The organism is Aliidongia dinghuensis (genome assembly GCF_014643535.1).
Lineage (GTDB): Bacteria > Pseudomonadota > Alphaproteobacteria > ATCC43930 > CGMCC-115725 > Aliidongia > Aliidongia dinghuensis.
Map to the genome: position 1 here is coordinate 173,460 of NZ_BMJQ01000010.1, position 20,791 is coordinate 194,250.

At 68.0% G+C, this 20,791-nt stretch carries 22 protein-coding genes; 11 read left to right on the forward strand and 11 right to left on the reverse strand.

The annotated features are described in order from the left end of the window. Positions 1 to 8 precede the first annotated feature (8 nt). The 5 genes from IEY58_RS19545 (at position 9) to IEY58_RS19570 (ending at position 6,876) form a co-directional block, all read left to right on the forward strand. Positions 9 to 2,240, forward strand: coding sequence for a CHASE3 domain-containing protein (locus tag IEY58_RS19545; RefSeq protein ID WP_189048843.1), 2,232 nt, complete (start codon positions 9 to 11; stop codon positions 2,238 to 2,240). A 184-nt stretch (positions 2,241 to 2,424) separates the two neighbouring features. Continuing rightward, positions 2,425 to 3,336 carry a phosphate/phosphite/phosphonate ABC transporter substrate-binding protein gene (locus IEY58_RS19550; protein ID WP_189048845.1) on the forward strand — a complete coding sequence of 304 codons (912 nt, stop codon included), beginning with the start codon at positions 2,425 to 2,427 and terminating at the stop codon, positions 3,334 to 3,336. Beyond that, positions 3,336 to 4,901, forward strand: coding sequence for a phosphonate ABC transporter ATP-binding protein (gene phnC / locus IEY58_RS34415; RefSeq protein WP_229743829.1), 1,566 nt, complete (start codon positions 3,336 to 3,338; stop codon positions 4,899 to 4,901). The genes IEY58_RS19550 and phnC overlap by 1 nt, the downstream gene beginning before the upstream one ends. Positions 4,902 to 4,994: 93 nt before the next feature. Next, the gene (locus IEY58_RS19565) at positions 4,995 to 5,183 is read left to right on the forward strand and encodes a hypothetical protein (protein ID WP_189048847.1); all 189 of its coding nucleotides are present in this window, start codon (positions 4,995 to 4,997) and stop codon (positions 5,181 to 5,183) included. Positions 5,184 to 5,253: 70 nt separating this feature from the next. Beyond that, positions 5,254 to 6,876, forward strand: coding sequence for an FMN-binding glutamate synthase family protein (locus IEY58_RS19570; protein ID WP_189048849.1), 1,623 nt, complete (start codon positions 5,254 to 5,256; stop codon positions 6,874 to 6,876). A 4-nt stretch (positions 6,877 to 6,880) separates the two neighbouring features. Here the strand turns inward: IEY58_RS19570 and IEY58_RS19575 are convergent, their stop codons facing one another. The 6 genes from IEY58_RS19575 to IEY58_RS19600 all read right to left on the reverse strand — a co-directional run bounded on the left by IEY58_RS19575 (position 6,881) and on the right by IEY58_RS19600 (position 11,814). Further along, on the reverse strand, positions 6,881 to 7,429 hold the full coding sequence (locus IEY58_RS19575; RefSeq protein WP_189048851.1) for a DUF3108 domain-containing protein: 549 nt from the start codon (positions 7,427 to 7,429) through the stop codon (positions 6,881 to 6,883). A 130-nt stretch (positions 7,430 to 7,559) separates the two neighbouring features. Then, entirely contained in the window at positions 7,560 to 8,279 is a 720-nt protein-coding gene (locus IEY58_RS19580) for a hypothetical protein (RefSeq protein ID WP_189048852.1), read from the reverse strand. A 17-nt stretch (positions 8,280 to 8,296) separates the two neighbouring features. Then, the gene (locus tag IEY58_RS19585; RefSeq protein ID WP_189048854.1) at positions 8,297 to 9,175 is read right to left on the reverse strand and encodes a hypothetical protein; all 879 of its coding nucleotides are present in this window, start codon (positions 9,173 to 9,175) and stop codon (positions 8,297 to 8,299) included. A gap of 206 nt (positions 9,176 to 9,381) precedes the next feature. Continuing rightward, complete coding sequence (ilvD, locus tag IEY58_RS19590; RefSeq protein ID WP_189048856.1) at positions 9,382 to 11,235, reverse strand: dihydroxy-acid dehydratase; 1,854 nt, start codon at positions 11,233 to 11,235, stop codon at positions 9,382 to 9,384. A 30-nt stretch (positions 11,236 to 11,265) separates the two neighbouring features. Beyond that, entirely contained in the window at positions 11,266 to 11,448 is a 183-nt protein-coding gene (locus IEY58_RS19595; protein WP_189048859.1) for a hypothetical protein, read from the reverse strand. A gap of 81 nt (positions 11,449 to 11,529) precedes the next feature. Next, complete coding sequence (locus IEY58_RS19600; RefSeq protein ID WP_189048861.1) at positions 11,530 to 11,814, reverse strand: chorismate mutase; 285 nt, start codon at positions 11,812 to 11,814, stop codon at positions 11,530 to 11,532. A 150-nt stretch (positions 11,815 to 11,964) separates the two neighbouring features. Between IEY58_RS19600 and IEY58_RS19605 the strand changes: the two genes are divergently transcribed. Next, positions 11,965 to 12,504, forward strand: a complete 540-nt coding sequence (locus IEY58_RS19605) for a peroxiredoxin (RefSeq protein WP_189048862.1) — start codon at positions 11,965 to 11,967, stop codon at positions 12,502 to 12,504. Positions 12,505 to 12,525: 21 nt separating this feature from the next. On the opposite strand, the gene IEY58_RS19610 is transcribed toward IEY58_RS19605, so the two are convergent. The 4 genes from IEY58_RS19610 to IEY58_RS19625 all read right to left on the reverse strand — a co-directional run bounded on the left by IEY58_RS19610 (position 12,526) and on the right by IEY58_RS19625 (position 15,650). Then, positions 12,526 to 12,954, reverse strand: coding sequence for an RbsD/FucU family protein (locus tag IEY58_RS19610; RefSeq protein WP_189048864.1), 429 nt, complete (start codon positions 12,952 to 12,954; stop codon positions 12,526 to 12,528). Between the two features lie 24 nt (positions 12,955 to 12,978). After that, entirely contained in the window at positions 12,979 to 14,157 is a 1,179-nt protein-coding gene (locus tag IEY58_RS19615) for an SGNH/GDSL hydrolase family protein (RefSeq protein ID WP_229743830.1), read from the reverse strand. 222 nt (positions 14,158 to 14,379) lie between these two features. Further along, positions 14,380 to 15,126, reverse strand: coding sequence for an SDR family NAD(P)-dependent oxidoreductase (locus IEY58_RS19620; protein WP_189048868.1), 747 nt, complete (start codon positions 15,124 to 15,126; stop codon positions 14,380 to 14,382). Continuing rightward, positions 15,123 to 15,650: a PaaI family thioesterase gene (locus tag IEY58_RS19625; protein WP_189048870.1), complete on the reverse strand. Its 528-nt coding sequence runs from the start codon at positions 15,648 to 15,650 to the stop codon at positions 15,123 to 15,125. Before IEY58_RS19625 ends, IEY58_RS19620 begins: the two co-directional genes overlap by 4 nt. 76 nt (positions 15,651 to 15,726) lie before the next feature. On the opposite strand from IEY58_RS19625, the gene IEY58_RS19630 reads away from it, so the two are divergent. Next, a complete protein-coding gene (locus IEY58_RS19630) occupies positions 15,727 to 16,308 on the forward strand; it encodes a hypothetical protein (protein WP_189048872.1) in 582 nt (193 codons plus the stop codon). Here the strand turns inward: IEY58_RS19630 and pdxR are convergent. Continuing rightward, entirely contained in the window at positions 16,266 to 17,669 is a 1,404-nt protein-coding gene (pdxR, locus tag IEY58_RS19635; RefSeq protein ID WP_189048874.1) for a MocR-like pyridoxine biosynthesis transcription factor PdxR, read from the reverse strand. The genes IEY58_RS19630 and pdxR overlap by 43 nt on opposite strands. A gap of 114 nt (positions 17,670 to 17,783) precedes the next feature. Between pdxR and IEY58_RS19640 the strand changes: the two genes are divergently transcribed. The 4 genes from IEY58_RS19640 to IEY58_RS19655 all read left to right on the forward strand — a co-directional run bounded on the left by IEY58_RS19640 (position 17,784) and on the right by IEY58_RS19655 (position 20,729). Then, positions 17,784 to 18,239, forward strand: a complete 456-nt coding sequence (locus tag IEY58_RS19640; protein WP_229743831.1) for a carboxymuconolactone decarboxylase family protein — start codon at positions 17,784 to 17,786, stop codon at positions 18,237 to 18,239. Beyond that, complete coding sequence (locus IEY58_RS19645) at positions 18,239 to 18,685, forward strand: GNAT family N-acetyltransferase (RefSeq protein WP_189048876.1); 447 nt, start codon at positions 18,239 to 18,241, stop codon at positions 18,683 to 18,685. Before IEY58_RS19640 ends, IEY58_RS19645 begins: the two co-directional genes overlap by 1 nt. 122 nt (positions 18,686 to 18,807) lie before the next feature. After that, positions 18,808 to 19,503, forward strand: coding sequence for an ABC transporter ATP-binding protein (locus IEY58_RS19650; RefSeq protein WP_229743832.1), 696 nt, complete (start codon positions 18,808 to 18,810; stop codon positions 19,501 to 19,503). Continuing rightward, entirely contained in the window at positions 19,500 to 20,729 is a 1,230-nt protein-coding gene (locus IEY58_RS19655) for an FtsX-like permease family protein (RefSeq protein WP_189048878.1), read from the forward strand. Before IEY58_RS19650 ends, IEY58_RS19655 begins: the two co-directional genes overlap by 4 nt. The last annotated feature ends 62 nt before the right edge of the window (positions 20,730 to 20,791 follow it).

The following is a 20,791-nucleotide window of genomic DNA, read 5'->3' on the forward strand; positions in this document are numbered from 1 at the left end:
GAAACGAATTGGCTGCCGTCATCGCCAAGGCGAACGCAGTCGTGCTGGCGGGCCTCGTGGCTCTGGTCGCCATCGTCGCCCTCGTCAGCTTCGACCATGCGCGACGGTTCGACCTCGCGCGGGACGGTGCACGCCATAGCCGCATGACGCTCGACGCGATCCAGGACCTGCGCGCTGCGGTCGAGGCCGCCGAGTCCGGCGAGCGCGGCTATCTCTTGACCGGCCGCGACGAATATCTCGCATCTTATCGCCGCGCGCTCGGCCAGATCACAGCCCAGCAAGGACACCTCGCGCAACTGGTTGGCGACGTCGCCAGCCAGCAGCAGCGCTCGGAGGCGCTGGCCCAGGCGGTCCAGGACAAGCTGGCAGGGCTCGCCCGCGCGATCGAGTTAAGGACGACCACCCCCACAACGACACGCGAGGTCGACACCGACGTCGGCCTCGTGCAGACGGGACGCATCGCCGCGCTGCTGCGCGTGATGCTGGCCGAGGAGAGCGCCCGCCTGGAACAGGGTATCGCCGCAGCCGACGCGGCCGAGGCATCGAGCCGCCTCTGGAGCTTCGGCGGCATCGCCGCGGCACTCCTGGTGCTCGGCCTCGGCTCCTGGATGTTGCGGCGCGCAATCGCCGATCTGCGCACGACCCAGGCTGCGGCGCGCGCGCTCGCCCTGCACCTGCAATCCTCGCTCGACAGCCTGAGCCAAGGCATTGCGGTCTTCGACCCCGACCGGCGGCTGGTGCACTGGAACGACCGGTTCGTCCAGCTGCTCGACCTACCGCCGTCGCTCCAGGTCCATGGCACCGGCTACCTCACGCTCGGCCATTATCTCGCCGGCGGCAGCCGCCCGCCGTTCCTCGAGACCGAGGAGCAGATCGCGCGCGGCGAGGCGGGACGATGGCAACAGGCGCCGGCCGTCTACGAGCGGACGCTCGGCCCGCGGACCTTTGAGATCCGGCGCACGCCGATGCCGGACGGTGGCTTCGTCGTCACCTGCACCGACCTCACCGAGCGGGTCACCGGCGAGCGGGCATTGCGCGAAGCCCAGAAGATGCAGGCGATCGGGCAACTGACCGGCGGCATCGCCCACGACTTCAACAATCTCCTGACCGTCATCCTCGGCAATCTCGAAGCGCTGCAGAGCGTGCTGGGCCGGGATCACCCGGTGGCGGGGCGGATCGAAAGCGCCGTACGGGGCGCCGAGCGGGGGGCGAGCCTGACGCGGCACCTGCTCGCGTTCGCCCGCCGACAGCCGCTCGAGCCGCGGCCGCTCAACGTGCGCCGGCTACTCGCCGACATGAGCGGCATGCTGCACCGGACGCTCGGCGAGCATATCGACGTGCGCATGGTCGAAACGGCCGGGCTGTGGGACGTGCTGGCCGATCCGGCCCAACTCGAGAGCGCGGTCCTGAACCTCGCCTTGAACGCGCGCGACGCCATGCCGACGGGCGGGCGGCTCACGATCGAGACGGCCAACGTCGTGCTGGACGAAGCTTACGCCTGCGATCATGCCGAAATCGCGGCCGGCGACTATGTCATGATCGCCGTCAGCGACAGCGGAACCGGCATGGCGCCGGAAGTGCTCGAGCGGGCGTTCGAGCCGTTCTTCACGACCAAGCCGGCCGGCCGGGGCACGGGCCTCGGCCTCTCGATGGTGTTCGGGTTCGCCAAACAATCTGCGGGCCACGTCAAGATCTTCAGCGAGCCCGGCCATGGCACGAGCGTCAAGCTCTACCTGCCGCGAGTCATGAGCAGTGCGGCCGACTACGAGCGTCCTCAAACGCCGGTCGAACCGGCACGGTCGGCCGCGACCATCCTGGTGGTCGAGGATGACGAGGCGGTGCGCAGCATCGTCGTGCTGCATCTGCGCGACCTGGGCCATCGGGTGATCGAAGCGGGCGACGCGGTCGAAGCGCTGGCGCTCGCCCGCGAGATCGACCGGATCGACCTCGTGCTGACCGACGTCGTGTTGCCCGGCGCCATGCGCGGCAAGGAGCTGGTCGAGCAGCTCACGGAAGGGAGGCCTGGCCTCAAGGCGCTGTTCATATCGGGCTATGCGGAGGATGCGATCCTGCATCACGGCAAGCTCGACGAGGGCGTGCAGCTTTTGAGCAAGCCCTTCAAGCGCGACCAACTCGCCCGCAAGGTGGCGGAGATTCTCGGGGCACAGCCCCAGCGGAAGGGCCGCGACCCTGCCGACAACGTCATCCCGTTGAAGCCGGGCCAAAAGCCTAAACGATGACGAACCCGAGCGCCGGCGCCAGAGCCGACGAATCCTCGGCTTGTCCAGGCGAATTCGCCCCGGACACGGATTGAGCACCGAACTGCAATCGGACTGACACGAGGCGGCCGTAGCGTGCCCACCGGCAGCGCGATCCGCCGGAGGCTCTTTCGGCGGCGCGGCCCCACGCTTTCGGAGATCGAATATGCGCGTCCGGACTCCTTTCGCCGCCCGCCTCGGCGCTCTCGCCGTCGCCCCCGCCGCCCTCCTCGCCCTGGCCGGCCCTGCCATGGCCGCCGACGATTGCCCGAACGGCGGCACCGTCCGTTTCGGCGTCGAGCCCTATGAGGCCGCGGCCCGTCTCGTGCCCGTCTACGAGAACCTGGGCAAGCTGATTGCCGACAAGCTCGGCTGCAAGGTCGAGATCCAGGTGACGACCAGCTACAACGCCGAGATTGAGGCGATGCGCGCCGGCAAGCTCGAGATCGGCGAGTTCGGCCCGCTCGGCTACGTGCTGGCTCATCAGGTCGCCAAGGCCGAGGCGGTCGCGAGCTTCTCCGACAAGGAAGGCAAGCCCGACACTTATACCGCCAGCATCGTGACCTGGCCGGGCTCGGGCATCACCGCGCTCAAGGATGTGGCCGGCCATTCCTTCGCCTTCTCCGACCCGGCTTCGACCTCGGGCCACTTGTTCCCGGCCTACGGGCTGCGCAAGGCCGCGATCGATCCGGACAAGGACGTGAAGCCGGTCTATGCCGGCAGCCATACCGCCTCGTTCGAGGCGCTGCGCAACCACAAGGTCGAGGCGGGCGAGCTCAACAGCGACCAGATCCATTCGGCGAAGAGCCAAGGCATGTGGCAGGACGGCATGTTCACGACGCTGTGGCAGTCGGACCCGATCCCGCAGGATCCGATCGCCGTGCGCGGCGACTTGGCCCCCGCCTTCAAGGCGCGTGTCACCAAGATCCTGCAGACGCTCGACCTGCACTCCCTGCCGCCGAAGGATCTCGACATCCTCGCCGGCAGCGGCAAGACCCTCGTGCCGACCACGGATGCGGCCTATAGCGGCATCCGCGACCTGGTGAAGACGCTCAACATCGACCTGGCGAAGCTCTGATGCCGGCCATGCTGTCCGAGATGGTGCCCGGGGCGGTCGAGGCGGCACCCCGCCTCGTCGTCCGACGTCTTGCCAAGCGCTACCCGAACGGTCGGGTAGCGCTGAAAGGCGTCGACCTCACGGTCCATGACGGTGAGCTGGTCGTCATCCTGGGCAGCAACGGTTGCGGCAAATCGACCCTGTTGCGCTCGATCGTCCGACTGATCGAGCCGACGGGGGGCGAGGTTCTGATCGACGGCTGCGATGTCGCGAGCCTGAGCGGCGAAGGCCTGCGCCAGGCCCGCATCCCCTGCGGCATGATCTTCCAGCACGCGAACCTGGTTCGCCGGCGCAACGTGCTCGCCAATGTGGCGACCGGCGCGCTCGGCCAGCACCGGACCGTGGGCACGGCCGTAGGCCTGTTGCCGCGTACGGAGCTTGACGCCGCCCGCGGCTTCTTGAGCGAGGTGGGCCTGGTCGAATTCGGCCATCAGCGCGCCGGTACGCTCTCGGGCGGGCAGCAGCAGCGCGTCGCGATCGCGCGTGCGCTCGCCCAGCGGCCGCGCGTGCTCCTGGCCGACGAGCCGGTCGCGAGCCTCGACCCAGAATCGGCGCGCGAGATCATGGCGCTCCTGCGCCGGCTCGCGACCGAGGATGGGCTCGCCGTCGTGACTGTGCTGCATCAGCCGGACCTGGCGCTCGCCTTTGCCGACCGCATCATCGGCATGAAGGACGGCGAGATCGTGTTCGAAGGCTCGCCCGACTGCATTTCGGCCGCGATGATCGACCAACTCTATAGTCGACCAACTCCATCAGCGCTGCACCGCGCGGCCCGCCACTATCTGCTGCCGCTGATCCTGCTGATCGGGATCGGCCTCTTCGGCCAGTCGCTCTGGGCGATCGACGCCCGGCTGTCGGAACTCATCACCGGCATCCGCGGCATGGCGGACATCCTGACCCGCGCCTCGCCGCCCGACGTTACCAGCATTCCGAACCTCGTCTGGCCGGCGATCGAGACGCTCGACATCGCGCTGTTCGGCACGGTGTGCGGCGTCATCATGGCGGTGCCGTTCGCCCTGCTGGCCGCGCGCAACGTGACGCCCTCGCCCGTGGTCTACGCCGCCGCCCGCTCGGTCATCTCGCTCACGCGCGCCGTGCCCGACCTCGTCTGGGCGCTCTTGTTCGTGACCGCGGTTGGCCTCGGCCCGTTCCCGGGGGCGCTAGCACTCTCGGTTCATTCGATCGGCATGCTGGGACGGCTCTTCGCCGAGAGGATCGAGGACATGGACATGGGGCCGGTCGAAGCCCTGACGCTCACCGGTGCCGGCCGTGTCCGGGTCTTCACCCACGCGGTGGTGCCCTCGCTCCTGCCGTCGCTCTCCGGCATCGCGCTCTATCGGTTCGACGAGAACCTGCGCTCGTCGCTGGTGCTGGGCTTCGTCGGCGGCGGCGGCCTCGGCTTCCAGATGCTGACCGCCATGAACCTGTTCCAGTACCGCACCGTCTCGATGCTGCTGATCGTGACGTTCCTGCTGGTCATCGGCGCGGAACAGATTTCGGCCGCGCTGCGCCGCCTGATGGCCTGACACCATCTGATGGTCTGACCGGCGCTTTTCCGCCTCGCGGAACGTCGGTGCCATGATATTCTTCTATCCGACGTCAACGATGCCGGTCTCGCCATGTACGATCCGGACCGCGACCAGGAGGAGAATAGGGTGACGGCGAGCCTCGGCGCGCTGGCTCTAACCCTGCTGTTCATCGTTCTCGGCGTCTTTCTCGAACAGAAATTGGCGGCGCAGAGCCGGCTCGAAGACTGCCTCCTGAGCGGCCGGACCAATTGCGCGCCGATCTGGGTGCCACACCGCTGAGCGCCCGGCGCCGGCATCTCCCAAGCGCTCGCAAAGCCCCCTCCTCTCCCGCCCCGACGGAAGCCGCCCCATGCCGCAGATCCTCAGGCTCGCGTTCACCCGACGCTACGGCACCTATGCCGCCGTACTGGTCGCGACATTCGTGCTGTTCGTGCTCAGCCTCTGGCACGGCGCCTTCCTGCCGGCCTTTCTCGTGGCCCTGGCGCTCTCGGCACTCGGCACCTACGACCTGCGCCAGACCCATCATTCGCTCCGGCGCAACTATCCGATCGCGGCCCATATCCGCTATCTGCTCGAGGAGATCCGGCCGGAGATCCGGCAATATTTCCTCGAGAGCGACACGGACGGCATGCCGTTCAACCGCAACGCGCGCTCGCTCGTCTACCAGCGCGCCAAGGGCCAGCTCGATAAAAGGCCGTTCGGCACGGAGCTCGACGTCTATTCCTCGTCGTTCGAGTGGCTCAATCATTCGGTGGCACCGAAGGAACCGGTGATCGAACCGTTCCGCATCACGATCGGCGGGCCGGACTGCACCCAGCCCTATTCCTCCTCGGTCTTCAACATCTCGGCCATGAGCTTCGGTGCCTTGAGCGCCAATGCCATCCGCGCCTTGAACCGCGGCGCCCGGATGGGCGGCTTCGCCCATGACACGGGCGAAGGCGGCTTCAGCCCGTACCACAAGGCCGAGGGCGGCGACATCATCTGGGAGATCGGCTCCGGCTATTTCGGCTGCCGCGACGAGACCGGCCATTTCTCGCCCGAGCGCTTCGCCAAGCAGGCGGCCGAGCCGCAGGTCAGGATGCTCGAGATCAAGCTCTCCCAGGGTGCGAAGCCCGGCCACGGCGGCGTGCTGCCGGGCGCCAAGGTCTCGGCCGAGATCGCGTTGACCCGCGGCGTGCCCGAGGGTGTCGACTGCATCTCGCCGCCCAGCCACTCGGCCTTCTCGACGCCGCTCGAGATGATGCGGTTCGTGGGGCAGCTGCGTGGGCTTGGCCAAGGCAAGCCGGTGGGCTTCAAGCTCTGCCTCGGCCACCCGTGGGAGTTCCTCGCCATCGCCAAGGCGATGCTCGAGACCGGCATTTATCCGGACTTCATCGTGATCGATGGTTCGGAGGGCGGCACGGGTGCCGCACCGCTCGAGTTCGTCGACCATATCGGCATGCCGCTGCGCGAAGGCCTGATGTTCGTGCACAACACGCTGGTGGGCCTGAATATCCGCGAGCGGATCAAGCTCGGCGCCAGCGGCAAGATCACCGCGGCCTTTGACCTCGCCCGTACGCTCGCGATCGGCGCCGACTGGTGCAACGCCGCGCGCGGCTTCATGTTTGCCCTGGGCTGCGTGCAGTCGCAGAGCTGCCACACCGACCGCTGCCCCACGGGGGTCGCGACCCAGGATGCGATCCGCCAGCGGGCGCTCGTCGTGCCCGACAAGGCGGAGCGCGTGTTCCACTTCCACCGCTCGACCGTGAAGGCCTTGGCCGAAGTCGTGGCCGCCGCCGGGCTCGAACACCCGAGCGAGCTGCAGCCCTGGCACTTCTCGAAACGGCTGGGTGCTGCCCGCGTGCAGACGCTCGACCAGATCTACCGGTTCCTCGCGCCCGGCGAGCTTCTGGCGGGCACCGACGACCCGATCTTCAAGGACGCCTGGCGCATGGCCCGGCCGGACAGCTTCCAGCCGGCTATGGCGACATGACCGCTCAATGGGCTATCGAGACCAACTCCCAGCTTTTCAAGGGAGTCGTCCCAAACGCGGAGCCTTGGATCAGCTGATAGTCGAATTTGACGGAATACTTCACCTCTGGCGACCACCAGTAGACTCGCTCGTCCTGGTACCGTTCCTGCGGGAATTCAGCGGCGCATTTTACCTTGAACGCATCGAACTTTCCGGCATGCACGGTCACAGATTCGCGCCCCAGAACCTCGCAGGAATAGGTCCCGTGGGTGGACCTGGCGCCCTGGGCAGAAACGTCAGCGCTGGCCTTGTTTCCGACCTTGAGCGGCCAGAGCTTCTCCAGGGCTTCCTTTACCCCAGCGGAACTCGTTTGATTGCTGAAGCCGGCATGTTGAAACCCGCCGCCATGAGGGCAGTCAAACCCGCTCGCCGGCCCGAAGGTGAGCGGCGGTCCCACCGATAGGGTCAGCGTCGTGCCCTGTGCCGGACAGCCGAACTGCCCGTCATCAGCAAACGCAGCCGTGCCAAGAGAAGTTGCCGCCGCGAAAGCAGCGCCCCACAGAGCGTACTTCATCTTCTGATCCGCTAAAGTAATTGCGGAGTAGAGATGCTATCAGCCCGTCGAATTCGGCACAACAAACCGGGGGTAGAGGCGCGCACCCGTGTCCAGGTGCTCGATCAGATCTACCGGTTCTTTCGGCCGCCTATTTGCCGGGCAGCAGCGTACCGAGGGGGACTTCGACGAACGGCGCATCCGGCGCATGGCGCGTCAGGACGACGAGCCGGGTCGTCGAGATCCGGCTGCCCGACACCTGCCCCTCCAGCGAAAAAACGGCAGATTCCCAGCCGCTGTGATCGAAATCTCCCCGGGCGAGCAGCGTCAGCGTCAGTTTCTGCGAGGCTTTGACGACCGCGAGCCTGCGATGGTCTTCGACTTTGAATGCCGCGATCCCGGTTGCCGTCTTCAACGTCGGCGTAGAATTCCCGGCCGCGGGCGTGCCTTCGGCCAGAAGATCCGGCCATAGCGAGCCGGGGTAGTCCTTGAGGTCCCTCGCGTTCAGAAAATCGGGCGGAAGCGCCGTTTCCTTGGCCGGTGTTGCCCGCGCCAGCAGGGCCAGGCCCGCGCACAGCACGGCCTGGTACTTGACCACCTTGTAGTCGGAATCACTGTCGGATCCGACGATACGTTCCTTCAGATCGAGCCAATCCTGGCACGACGAGAGCTCTGCCTTGTGCCGTGCGTCCCCGGACTTGGTCACGATGGGCAGCGGATCTTCGAACGGCTTTGCCAGCTCTGCCCCGGCGCCCCCCGAAGTCTTGATGCCGAGATCCGGCGCAGCATAGAGCGGGATTTCCTGAGCTTCCGCCCCCATCGCCCAGACGCCGGCCAGAATTCCAAGCGCGACATTCTTCAGAGACGCCATGTTGCGCAATCTGCCCCTCACTTGTTCTTCGCGGCTTCGAGGAAACGCTCTTTCGTCCAGTCGTTCCGATCGTCGTTGACCCAGCTTCGCGCGCAAAGCTTCGACGCCTGGTCCCAGTCCCAGTCCTCGATCGCCTTCACCAGCCCATGTTTCTGATAACGGTCAAGGCCTGTCTGGCCCATGTTGTAGACCAGATCCAGGATCGCCCGCTTCACCGGCACGGGAAATGCGTCGAATTCGAAAAAGATTTTTTTCGCCATGGCCTCGTATTGCGGGATCATCGCCTTAAACAGGCGCAGAATCTCATCGTCCGGCAGGATGATCGTCGTTGTCTTCTTGTAATGGGCGGCGCCGAACTTGTTCGACTCGCCCTTCTTGAGGGGCGTCGCCAGCTTTTGAACCGCGTTGAAGGCCGCTTCCTTCTCGGCATCCGTCGCGGGCTTGCCATCCGCCTGATGCACGAATTTCAAGGCCTTTGCCGCCGCAGCGTTCGGCAGTAAGACGCCGATCCCGACCGTGACCTTGCACTTGCTGTCGAGATACATGTACTCGACGCAGCCCTCGTTCTGCTTGAAGTCATCTTCGCTTTGCTGCGAAGCCGGGTCGAAATTGCTGGCAGTGGCGACGAAGTGATCTTTCATCTCGATGTGCAGGATCCCTTTGTGGATCATGTCTGCGGCACAATCGAGAACCTCCTGGTCCGTCAGGTTGTGCACCGGCCTCTGGTCCGCGCACAGCGCCCGCAATTTGCCCATGACGACCGTATCGGTCGAGGCCTGCCGCAAAACCAGGGCCGCGTCCGGCACATAGCGCGTCCAATGCTGTTTGGACGGATGCGCATGCGCGGATTTCGTGACGACATGTTTGCGCCCGACGTGAACCTTTGTCGGATGCATGCCCGTCCTCCTTGATGCGACATCTGAGCCCTCAATGCCTCACATAAGCATCCCCTGCTTTCAACCGTCAATTTCCATTCGGCGGTGTCTGCTCGCCGCAGGGCTTTGAAGCGTGCCGCGTCGGCGCTGGGGATTTTCAGGAGGGCATGCGCCCTCTCACCCGAAGGAGAGAGGGCGCGGAACGCGCGCAGACGGATGTGGGCGTTTTACTGCCGCTGTACCTGGGTCACGTCGCGGACGGCGCCGCGCGAAGCGCTCGTCGTGAGCGCGGCATAGGCCTGGAGTGCCGGGGAGACGACGCGGTCACGCTGCTCGGGGTGCCAGGCCGCCTTGCCGCGGGCCACCATGGCGGCGCGGCGGTGCGCCAGCACCTCGTCCGACACATCGACACGGATCGTGCGGTTCGGGATGTCGATGACGATCGTATCGCCCTCCTCGACCAGGCCGATGGCGCCGCCCTCCGCCGCCTCGGGCGAGACATGGCCGATCGAGAGGCCCGAGGAGCCGCCGGAGAAGCGGCCGTCGGTCACGAGCGCGCAGGCCTTGCCCAGGCCCTTCGACTTCAAGTAGCTCGTGGGATAGAGCATCTCCTGCATGCCGGGGCCGCCCTTCGGGCCCTCGTAGCGGATCAGCACCACATCGCCCGGCTGGATCTTGTCGCCGAGGATGCCGTCGACGGCCGCGTCCTGGCTCTCGAAGATGCGCGCCTTGCCGGTGAACTTCAGGATTTCCGCGTCGACGCCGGCCGTCTTCACGATACAGCCCTCCTCGGCGATATTGCCGTAGAGTACGGCCAAGCCGCCGTCCTGGCTGAACGCATGCGCCTTGTCACGGATGACGCCCTTCTCGCGGTCGAGGTCGAGCGAGGGATAGCGGTTGTCCTGGCTGAACGCCTCGGTCGTGCGCACGCCGCCCGGGGCCGCGCGGTAGAAATGCTCGACGCTCGTGTCGGCGGACTTCGTCACGTCCCACTTGTCGAGTGCCGTGCCGATCGTGACCGAATGCACGGTCGGCCGGTCGCGATGGATGAGCCCCGCGCGGTCAAGCTCGGCCAGGATGCCGAGGATGCCGCCGGCGCGATGCACGTCCTCGACATGCACGTCCGCGGCCGACGGCGCCACCTTGCACAGGTTCGGCACGCGGCGCGACAGCCGGTCGATGTCGGCCATGGTGAAGGGCACCTGGCCCTCGTTCGCTGCCGCCAGGAGATGCAGCACCGTGTTGGTCGAGCCGCCCATGGCGATGTCGAGCGTCATGGCATTCTCGAACGAGGCGAAATTCGCGATGCCGCGCGGCAGCGCCGTCTCGTCGTCCTGCTCGTACCAGCGGCGCGCGAGATCGACGATGGTCCAGCCGGCCTCGACGAACAGGCGCTTGCGGTCGGCGTGGGTCGCGACGACCGTGCCGTTGCCGGGCAGCGCCAGGCCCAGCGCCTCAGTCAGGCAGTTCATGGAGTTTGCCGTGAACATGCCGGAGCAGGAGCCGCAGGTCGGACACGCCGAGCGCTCCATCACCATCGCCTCCTCGTCGGAGACCTTGGGGTCGGCGGCCGCGACCATGGCGGTAATCAGGTCGACCGCCTTGCTCTTGCCGTGATGGATGATCTTGCCGGCCTCCATCGGCCCGCCGGAGACGAACACGGTCGGGATGTTGAGCCGCATCGTCGCCATCAGCATGCCGGGCGTGATCTTGTCGCAGTTCGAGATGCAGACGAGCGCGTCGGCACAATGGCCGTTCACCATGTATTCGACGCTGTCGGCGATGAGCTCGCGCGACGGCAGGCTGTAGAGCATGCCGCCATGGCCCATGGCGATACCGTCGTCGATGGCGATCGTGTTGAATTCCTTGGCGACGCCGCCCGCCTTCTCGATCTCGCGTGCGACCAGCTGGCCCAGGTCCTTCAGGTGCACGTGGCCCGGCACGAACTGGGTGAAGGAGTTGGCGATGGCGATGATCGGCTTGCCGAAATCTTGATCGGTCATGCCCGTCGCGCGCCACAGGCCGCGCGCGCCCGCCATGTTGCGGCCGTGGGTGCTGGTTCGAGAACGATAGGCTGGCATCGCGCTTCCTCGGGTCTCACTTGTTCGGGCTTACCATCGAAGACCGGAAGATACGCCGCAACCGCAATAAACGGCAATTGGCGCATGGCTGCTGCGAAAGAAAAGATCGAGCCCATCGCGGATGGTGATCGATGGTGATAATGCCCTCGCACCCTTTTCATCGTCATGGCCGGGCTTGATGTAAAGACCGGAGACATCCACGCGCTTGAGCAATGCGCGATCCTGCCGGCTTCACACCTGACCGCAATGCGTGGATCCCCGGGTCAAGCCCCGGGATGACGATTGAGAGAGGCCTCAGGCCGGCGTGCCGATCAGCCGTTCCTCGAGCCGGCAGGTCTCTTCGATGATCCGGCCCCAGAGGTCGCGGACATAGACGGGATCGAGCCCGCGTGCCGCCCCGCGCTCGGCGCAACGCGCCTTGACCGCCTCGATCCGGTCCGGCAGGCGGACGGGGATGCCGGTCGCCCGCTTGTAGTCGGCAACCCGTTCGGCGACGGCGATGCGCTCTGCCAAGAGATCGAGCAGGCGGTCGTCGATGTCGTCGATCAGCCTGCGCAGCTCGGTGAGATCGGCGGCCATCGGGTGTCTCCAGAACGGGGCGAGAGGCGGTGATCAAAGCGTCATCCGCCGCCCCTGTCAAACCGGTGCCTCAAATCGCCACGCCGGCTTGCCGGCAGCCTGCGTCGATTTATACTGCGCGCCGGGAACCAACGGTTGCGGAGCATCCTCATGAAACGCGTCCTGGCCGCAACACTGCTCGCCGGCCTCACGGCCTCCCCCGCGCTGGCAGCCCTCAAGCCGGGCGATGCAGCGCCCAAATTCACGGCGCCGGCGACGCTCGCCGGCAAGGAATTCACCTTCAAGCTCGCCGACGCGCTGAAGCACGGGCCGGTCGTGCTCTATTTCTATCCGGCCGCCTTTACCAAGGGCTGCTCGGCCGAAGCGCATGATTTCGCCGAGGCGACCGAACGGTTCAAAGCGCTGGGCGCCATGGTCGTCGGCATCTCGGCCGACAAGATTGCCGTGCTCGACAAGTTCTCGACCGCCGACTGCCAGAGCAAGTTCGCCGTCGCGGCCGACCCTGAGCTCACGGTCGCGAAATCCTATGACGCCGTCATGGCGAAGAACCCGAGCTACGCCGACCGCACGTCCTACGTGATCTCGCCCGACGGCAAGATCCTGTCGACCTACAGCTCGCTCGACCCCGACGGCCATGTCGCCAGCACGATCGCCGCGGTCGAGAAATGGCGGACCGAGCACAAGGGCTGACGGCCCGCCACCGGACCGCCGTCAGTCGAAGACGACGCCCTTGCGCAAGAGGATGTTGCCATAGGGCCGGCGCTCGCCGGTGATCACGATCGCGTAGGCATTCTGCGCCCGGTCGTAGAAGTCGAACCGGTCGAGCGGATCGATCGGCGTGGTGCTGCCGGCGGCGCCCAGGATCTCGAGATAGTCGGCCACGGTCGGCGGAATGGCGTCCGGCTCGCCCACGACCTGCATGGTCGAGACCGGCCGCTCGACGAAATTATCGAGCGGCAGCACCGACAGCACGGCGGAGAGCAGCGCATTGCCGTCGACGCCGTCGAGCCGGATCAGCCGGCGCGCGAACGCCGCCGCCGGGAAGTTGGCGTCGACGAGCGCGATCTCGTCACCATGGCCCATCGAGGCGAGCGCATGGAGCAGGTCGGGCGTGAGCAGCGGGTCCAGTCCCAGCAGCATGGCGGGTTCTCCCTAAGAGGTCGGTCAATGGGGCTTGAATAGCCCAAGGTCGATCGAGGCGGCCATCGCGGCATAGCCGGCGTCGTTCGGATGCAGATGGTCGCCGCTGTCGTAGCCGGGCGCCAGGTGGACCGGTCGGGCCGGATCGCGCATGATCTGGTCGAAATCGAGCACGGCATCGAAAGCGCCGCTCTCGCGGATCCAGCGATTGACCGCCTGCCGCATCGTCTCGCCCTGGGTCGCCCAGTAGGGCGAATCCTCGAACGGCAGCAGGGTCGCGCCATAGATCTTCAGCCCATGATCGTGCGCCCGGTCGGCCAGTTGCCTGAGTGCCGCGATGATCTGGGACACATCGACCGGCGTGTCGGGCGCGTGCCCGATATCGTTGATGCCGAGCAGCACGGTCACGTAGCGCACGCCGGCCTGGGCCAGCACGTCCCGGTCGAAGCGGGCGAGCGCGTTCGGGCCGAACCTCGACTCGCTCAGCAGCCGGTTGCCGTCGATGCCTGCATTGACCACGCTGACGTGCCCGCCATAGCGGGCTTCGAGCCGGGCGGCCAGAAGATCGGGCCAGCGCCGATCGGCGTCGACCGTCGAATGCTGTCCGTCGGTAATCGAGTCGCCGAGGGTGACGACGGCGGCGTCGCCAGCTTGGCCCTCAACCTCGATGCCGCTCAGCACCGGACGCGCCAGAATGGGCGCAGCACCAGCGAGACTCGCCGCCGCGGTCTGGTCGCCCGGCGCCACATAACCTGTCTGCACGCCCAGCGAATGCTGGGTAATCGGGCCGGTGTCGGCCGGGAAATAGAGGCTGACGGTCACGTCCGCCCCGGAGGGCACGGCAAGGTCGATCGGATCGCTCAGATAGTCGGCCCCTTTCGGGATCGCGAACCGGCCCTGGCCGGCGAATGTCACGACATGATCCGGCGCATCCCTACCCGACAGACAAACATGCACCGCACCGACGATGAGCGGCGCCCGGCCCAGGCCGTTGGACAGGCGCAGTCGGATCCTGGACCCGCCGATGCTGACATGGGCGACGAGCCTGACGGTCTGGTCCTTGTAGCTGGGCGACGGCTTGTCGGCGGTTAGGAGCGGATCGGACGGACTGGCGCCCCAGGTCCCGACCCACCGGTCGCCGGCTTCGGCCGAATGGGCGAGTGCCGAGAGCAAAAGGCCGACCAAGAGGCATCCGAACGCCACCCGGGTCATCCCTGGTCGGCCGGCCTTCGCCGAGCGCCTGCGGAACATGTGGCTTGGCCTCACGGTCGTTCAACGGATCACGGCCACGCGGACGAGGCGGCGCCGGGGGAAGATGCCTGTCGGGGTCACGATCCTGCTCGACCGCCGGTGGAGTGGCAACCGGTTCTTTCGAGCATCGGCCAACCCGATGCATTCCCCTTACGGGAGGTGCGGGATGGGATCTCAGAACGGCTCGACGAACGGCCTCAAGTCGACCTCGTGGCTCCAGGCCGAGCGGTGCTGGCGATGGAGCTGCCAATAGGCGTCCGCGATCGGGTCGAGCTGCAGCATTCCGTCCGGCCCTTTCTCGGCTCGGCGCTGCGGCACGCGGCTGTTCAAGCGCTCGCCGTCGATGCCGCCGTCGATCACGACATGGGCGACGTGCAGGCCCATCGGCCCGAATTCCCGCGCCATCGCTTGCGCGACCATGCGCAGCCCCGCCTTGGCGGCGCTGAAGGCGGCGAAGCTCGGCCGGCCGCGCAGCGAGGCGCTGGCACCGGTAAAGAGGATCGTGCCGCGGCCCAAGGGCGCCAAGCGCCGCGCCGCCTCGCGCCCGACCAGGAAGCCGCCCAGGCAGCCGACACGCCAGGTCTCCTCGAACCACTCGATGGACATGGTGCGGAAATCATGCGGCCGGTTGTTGCCGGCATTGTAGACGACCAGGTCGGCCGGGCCGGTCGCATCGTCCGCCATGGCCCGGTCGAACAGCGCCACCACATCGGCCTCGCGCGTCGTGTCGGTCGGGACGGCGATCGCCTGCCCGCCGCTGTTGCGGATTGTCTCGGCGACCCGCTCGATCTTGGCCGGCGTGGTGCCGGCGACCAGCACTTCGTAACCGCCGGCGGCGAAGCGCCGGCAGAGTGCCGCACCCAGGCCGGCCTCGGCGCCGACCCCGACCACGACAGCCTTCAGTGGCTTCGCATCGCTCATCGCTTGTCCTCCGTTCGCTTGTCGTCGAGGGGGAAGATCAGGCAGGTCGTCGTGCCATGGGCATAAAGCCTGCCGTCCGGATCGGTCAACCGTGCCTCCGACGTCGCGATGCGGCCGCCGACATGAATGACCTTGCCCTCCGCCCTGACCGGGCCGGTCGAAAGCTTGAGCGGTCGGACATAGTTCACCTTGAGCTCGACCGTCGTATAGCCGAAGCCGGGCTTGAGCGTCGTGTGGATCGAGCAGCCGAGCGCCGAGTCCAGGAGGGTCGCGGCGAAGCCGCCATGGACCGAGCCGATCGGGTTGTAATGAAATTCGGCCGGCAGGGCTTCGAACACGGCAACACCCTCGTCGAAGCGCACCGGGCGGAAATCCATCAACGCGCCGATCGGCGCCCGGAACGTATCGGTGTCGAGGCCGCGCCGCAGATACTCGAGCCCGCTCAAGCCCGCAAGCTCGGCCGGGTCCAGGACCGGCAGTTCCCAGCGGATGGTCCGGCTGCGGACGGTTTCGGGAGAACTCATCGATATCATCCTGAAAGTTTATCCGTCGCCACTTTCCGCTTTTGCGGGCCGTTCGACAATGGGCCGGGGCACGTGCATGATCATCGCCATGCCGCCCCGGAACATTCTGGCTAAGCTTCGCGCCTATGCTGCCCATGACGATCCGCTCGTCGCCACCACCAACCTGGTGGCGCTCGTCGTCGCCGGCAACATCCCCTTCTATCCTGTCTACTATCTGGCGCTGATCGGCTGGAGCGCCTGGCCCTCGCTGCTGGACCTGCCGGCGGCACTCGCCTTCTTTGCCATCCCCTGGATCGTACGCCATTCGAGCCTGCTGGGCCGGACCGCCCTGCCCGTGATCGGTGTCGCGAATGCGCTCATCTGCGTGAAGCTCCTGGGCGAGGCATCGGGCAACGCCCTCTATCTGGTGCCCTGCGTGGTCGCGGCCGCCCTGTCGTTTCGCGCGAACGAGCGCTGGGTCATGCTGCCGCTGGTCTGGCTGCCGGTCGCAATGTTCCTCGCGACCCTCGGCCGGTTGGGCGAGCCGCTCGTTCCCTTCACGGAGGCTGAATTCACCGCCATGTTGCGGCTTAACGCGGTCAGCGCCGGCGTCTTCGTCGGCTTCCTCGGCATGCTCTACGGCCGCAGCGCCATCGTAAGCGCGCGCGCCAGCCGCTGAACCGTCTGGGGCGCCTGATCCGGCGGCACGTTGGTGAAGTTCAAGAGCAGGCCCCGGCGCTTCTCCGGCCCGGCATAGGCCTCGGACAGCGGGCTCGGCCCGAGCCCGGCCGCGAGGCATGCCTCGGCCGCCGCCGCGTCGTCCACCGTATCCGCGAGCCGCAGCAGCACGTGCATGCCGCCGGCGCCGAGCGCCACCGCAGCGGCGCCGAACTGCCGCTCGAGCGCCCGGACGACGGCGGCGCGCCGCGCGGCATAATGTTGCCGCATGCGCCGAATATGGCGGCCGAAATGTCCCTCGGCGAGGAAGTCCGCAAGCGTCGCCTGGCTGTCCGTCGCCGCCAGCGGCGCCAGCAGCGCCGCCGCCTCGGCGACCTGCGCGGTCAATCCGGCCGGCGCCACCAGATAGCCGAGCCTGAGGCCCGGAAACAGCGTCTTGCTGAAGGTGCCGACATAGAACACGCGATCGGCCCGGTCGAGGCTCTTCAAAGCCGGCAGCGGCCGGCCGACATAGCGGAACTCGCTGTCGTAATCGTCCTCGACGATCCAGGTACCCTGCGTCGCCGCCCAGTCGAGCAGCTGCAGCCGGCGCGGCAGCGACAGCGCCATGCCGAGCGGTGCCTGATGCGACGGCGAGACGAGCGCCAGCCGCGCCTCCGGCGCCAGCGCCCGGCCGGCCGCGACGTCGAGCCCCTCGCCATCGACCGGCACGGACACGAGCCGGGCGCCTGCCGCGGCTAAGCCATTGCGGGCGAGGAAATAGCCGGGCTCCTCGACCCAGACCGGCCGGCTCGCGAGGTCGAGCACACGGGCAATGAGCCCGAGTGCGCCTTGGAAGCCGGCGGTCACGATGACCTGCTCCGGCGGCACGGCGATGCCGCGCGCCACGGCCAGATAGCGCGCGACGGCCCGGCGCAGCGGCAGGATGCCGACGGGATCCGGTGGCAGGAGGGCCGCCGTCGCGAGCCCGCGCGCCCGGCGCGCCGCCAGCCGCGACCAGAGCTTGCGCGGAAACAGGTCGAGCGCCGGCAGCCCCATGCGGAACGGCACCGGCGCTTCCAGCAGCACCCGGGCCGCGGACGGTACCGATGTGGCAACGGGTGGTGCGGGCGCCACCTCGGCGGCGGCCGCGACGAAGGTCCCGGCGGCGCCGTGGCCCTGGATATAGCCCTCGCCCGCGAGCTGGCCGTAGGCCGCCTCGACCGTGCCGCGCGCGATGCCGAGCTGGCTTGCGAGGCTGCGGGCGGACGGCAGCCGCGTGCCTTCGTGCAGCGTGCCGTCCAGCACGGCGGCCGAGATGCGGCGGTAGAGCTGGCGATAGGCCGGCTCGTCGGCGCCGCGGTCGAGCAGATGATCGAACATGGCCCAGCCATTCGAGCATGAATTGGCTCTTCTGACTAGGACGTCCGACGCGTATTTCCCCTGAGTGTCGGACGGGCGCCGGGCCCGTCCCTCGGGAAGAAGAGGATCGCCATCGTGAAGGCCCGTATCGACTACGCCCGCTTCCGTTCCCTGACCGAGCGTACGGCGGCGGCACTCGTCTCGATCTCCGCCGCCGTCAAGGAAAGCGGCCTCGACCCGAAGATCATCGAGCTCGTCAAGGTCCGCGCGTCGCAGATCAATGGCTGCGCGTTCTGCCTGCACATGCATGTCGCCGAGGCCCGGGCGATCGGCGAGCGCGACGACCGTCTGCATCTGCTCTCGGCCTGGCACGAATCGCCATTCTTCACGCCACGCGAGCGGGCGGCCCTCGCCTGGACCGACGCGCTGACCCGGCTCGACCAGGGCCATGTGCCGGACGAGGTGTTCGCCGAGGCGAGCGCACAGTTCGACGAGGCCGAGCTGGCGCAGCTGACCTCGACGGTCATCACGATCAACGCCTGGAACCGGATCGCGATCGCCTATCGCTTCGTGCATCCCGGTCAACCGTAATGGCAGGACCGGTCCGCCTCGTCGCCGTGGCACCCGACGACGCCCGTGCCACGGCACCCTGCCTGCCCGTCCTGCGGGTGCTGCGTCCGCATCTGGGTGCCGACGAGGCGGTCCTGGCGCAACTCGCCCGCCAGGCGGCCGAGGGCTATCGGCTGCTCGCCGCCGTCGACTCCGAGGACAAGGTCCTGGCGCTCGCCGGCTGGCGCTTCCAGGAGAACACGGTCTATGGCCGCTTTCTCTATGTCGACGATCTGGTGACCCTGCCCGACCGGCGCGGCGAGGGACTGGGCGAGTGCCTGATCGAGGCCCTCGCGGCGCAAGCGCGGGCCGCCGGCTGCCGTCGTCTGGCGCTCGATTCCGGCGTCACGAACAGTGCGGCCCACCGGTTCTACTTCCGTCAGCGGCTGACCGTCGGCGCCTTCCGCTTCAGCCTGCCGCTCGACTAGGCCCGTAGCGGCAGCCCGGATCCGGCCTTTCCCTGGAGCCGGCGTCATGCGATTGCAATGAAAGCCGGATAGTCGTGCGCGGTCCTGGCCGCGCGCGACTTCCGCCCTTTCACGAGCATTGCATGCCCTCACCCCCACCCCTGCTGCCACCGACGCTGCTGGTCGAAGCGCTCCGCATCCGCCACCGGCTGCCGTCCGGCGACTGGATGACGGCCGTTGCCCTCGACCGGCTGGCGCTCGAGCCGGGCGGGCATCTGGCGCTGACCGGCGCGTCCGGTTCGGGCAAAAGCTCGCTCCTGTCGGCGCTCGCCGGGCTCGACCGGCCGTCGGACGGGCGGGTCCTCTGGGGCGACACCGACCTCGCCCGGCTGACCGAACCGGCGCGCGATCGTTGGCGTCGCGCACGGATCGGCCTCGTGTTCCAGGATTTCCATCTGGTGAGCGGGCTCGACGTGCTCGGCAACATCCTGCTGCCGGCCCGGTTCGGCGGTACCTGCGCCCGGGCCCTGAAGCCACGGGCAATGGCGCTCGCCGCCCGCGTCGGGCTCACCCGGCCGCATCAGCCGGTCGAGCGCCTGTCGCGCGGCGAGATGCAAAGGGTCGCGGTCGCACGTGCCCTGTTGCTCTCGCCCATGATCCTGCTCGCCGACGAGCCGACCGCCAGCCTCGATGCCGAGACCGGCAACGCGATCGGCGCCCTGCTCATCGAGGTCGCCCGCGAGCTCGGCAGCACGCTTGTCGTCGCGACGCACGACCCGTGGCTGAGGCAGCGGCTCGGCCGCGAACTCCGGCTCGAAGCCGCCGGGCTCGCGGCATGAACCCGCTGCCCCTGCTGCTCGCAGACCTGAAGCGCCACTGGGGCGGCGCGCTCGCCATCGTGCTGCTGATCGCGGTCGCGGTGGCCCTGGGCGTCTCGGTCAGCGCCACCGCCCGGGCACTGCGCCAGGGCAGCGCCGACGCCGCCCGGTCGTTCGATCTCCTCATCGGCGCGCCGGGCAGCCAGACCCAGCTCGTGCTGACCGGCGTCTATCTGCAGCCGGCCGCCCTGCCGCTCATCGATGGCCGCCTCCTGGCCGATCTCGCCGCCGACCCCGGCGTCGCCGCCGCGGCGCCGATCGGCTTCGGCGATTTCCATCGGGGCTACCCGATCGTCGGCACCGACGCCGCCTTCGCCCAGCGCTGGGGCGCGGTGCCGATTGCCGAGGGCCGGATGTTCGCCCGGCGCGACGAGGTCGTGCTCGGCGCCGGCATCGACTGGCCGCTCGGCACGCGCTTCCACCCGAGCCATGGGCAGCATCATGCGGTCGAGGATGACGATGACGAGGCGGCGCATCAGCATCAGGAGCTGACCTATACCGTCGTCGGCCGCCTGGCGCCGCAGGGCACGCCGTGGGACCGGGCGATCCTGGCGTCGATCGAATCGGTCTGGTGGGTCCATGGCCTGCCGGACGGCCATCCGCTGGGCACGCCCGAGACCCGGCTCGGCCCGCCGTGGGACCGGGAGTCGCTCGCCGGCATTCCGACCATCGTGGTCAAGCCCAAGGGCATCGCCGACGCCTATCGCCTGCGCGACCAGTATCGTCGCGGCGGCACCATGGCGCTGTTTCCGGCCGAGGTGCTGATCGGGCTCTACCAGACCCTGGGCGACGCCCGGGCGCTCATCGCCGCCATCGCACTCGGGACCCAGGTACTGGTGGTGGCCGCCGTGCTGCTGGCCGTGCTGGCGACGCTCGCGACGCGGCGTAAGCAATTGGCCGTGCTGCGCGCGCTCGGCGCCTCCCGCGCCTTCCTGTTCCTGCTGATCTGGCTCGAGGTCGAGGGGTTGGTGCTGACGAGCGGGCTCCTGGGCCTGGGGCTCGGCTGGGCCGGTGCCGCCGCCCTCGCTGGCACCTTCGCGGCGCGGACCGGCGTCGTGCTGCTGGTCGAGATCGGCGGGCCGGAAGTCGTGCTGGTCGCTGGCCTGACCCTGGCCGGCGCCGCCCTGTCGCTGCTCCCGGCGCTCGGCGCCTATCGCACGCCGGTCTCGACGGCGCTCAGAGGCTGAAACAGGCGCCGCCCGATACCGTCACGAAGCTGCAACCGCCTCAATCTACTGTCCTTTCCGAC

What these genes read in the sequence shown, in the direction of transcription:
- IEY58_RS19650 (WP_229743832.1), top strand. Translation starts at nt 18,808, where the DNA reads ATGCCCTCACCCCCACCCCTGCTGCCACCGACGCTGCTGGTCGAAGCG.
- IEY58_RS19610 (WP_189048864.1), bottom strand. Translation starts at nt 12,954, where the DNA reads ATGCTGCTGGGACTGGACCCGCTGCTCACGCCCGACCTGCTCCATGCG.
- IEY58_RS19575 (WP_189048851.1), bottom strand. Translation starts at nt 7,429, where the DNA reads ATGAAGTACGCTCTGTGGGGCGCTGCTTTCGCGGCGGCAACTTCTCTT.
- IEY58_RS19645 (WP_189048876.1), top strand. Translation starts at nt 18,239, where the DNA reads ATGGCAGGACCGGTCCGCCTCGTCGCCGTGGCACCCGACGACGCCCGT.
- IEY58_RS19625 (WP_189048870.1), bottom strand. Translation starts at nt 15,650, where the DNA reads ATGAGTTCTCCCGAAACCGTCCGCAGCCGGACCATCCGCTGGGAACTG.
- IEY58_RS19600 (WP_189048861.1), bottom strand. Translation starts at nt 11,814, where the DNA reads ATGGCCGCCGATCTCACCGAGCTGCGCAGGCTGATCGACGACATCGAC.
- IEY58_RS19565 (WP_189048847.1), top strand. Translation starts at nt 4,995, where the DNA reads ATGTACGATCCGGACCGCGACCAGGAGGAGAATAGGGTGACGGCGAGC.
- IEY58_RS19655 (WP_189048878.1), top strand. Translation starts at nt 19,500, where the DNA reads ATGAACCCGCTGCCCCTGCTGCTCGCAGACCTGAAGCGCCACTGGGGC.
- IEY58_RS19630 (WP_189048872.1), top strand. Translation starts at nt 15,727, where the DNA reads ATGATCATCGCCATGCCGCCCCGGAACATTCTGGCTAAGCTTCGCGCC.
- IEY58_RS19585 (WP_189048854.1), bottom strand. Translation starts at nt 9,175, where the DNA reads ATGCATCCGACAAAGGTTCACGTCGGGCGCAAACATGTCGTCACGAAA.
- IEY58_RS19580 (WP_189048852.1), bottom strand. Translation starts at nt 8,279, where the DNA reads ATGGCGTCTCTGAAGAATGTCGCGCTTGGAATTCTGGCCGGCGTCTGG.
- IEY58_RS19550 (WP_189048845.1), top strand. Translation starts at nt 2,425, where the DNA reads ATGCGCGTCCGGACTCCTTTCGCCGCCCGCCTCGGCGCTCTCGCCGTC.
- ilvD (WP_189048856.1), bottom strand. Translation starts at nt 11,235, where the DNA reads ATGCCAGCCTATCGTTCTCGAACCAGCACCCACGGCCGCAACATGGCG.
- IEY58_RS19620 (WP_189048868.1), bottom strand. Translation starts at nt 15,126, where the DNA reads ATGAGCGATGCGAAGCCACTGAAGGCTGTCGTGGTCGGGGTCGGCGCC.
- pdxR (WP_189048874.1), bottom strand. Translation starts at nt 17,669, where the DNA reads ATGTTCGATCATCTGCTCGACCGCGGCGCCGACGAGCCGGCCTATCGC.
- IEY58_RS19605 (WP_189048862.1), top strand. Translation starts at nt 11,965, where the DNA reads ATGAAACGCGTCCTGGCCGCAACACTGCTCGCCGGCCTCACGGCCTCC.
- IEY58_RS19570 (WP_189048849.1), top strand. Translation starts at nt 5,254, where the DNA reads ATGCCGCAGATCCTCAGGCTCGCGTTCACCCGACGCTACGGCACCTAT.
- phnC (WP_229743829.1), top strand. Translation starts at nt 3,336, where the DNA reads ATGCCGGCCATGCTGTCCGAGATGGTGCCCGGGGCGGTCGAGGCGGCA.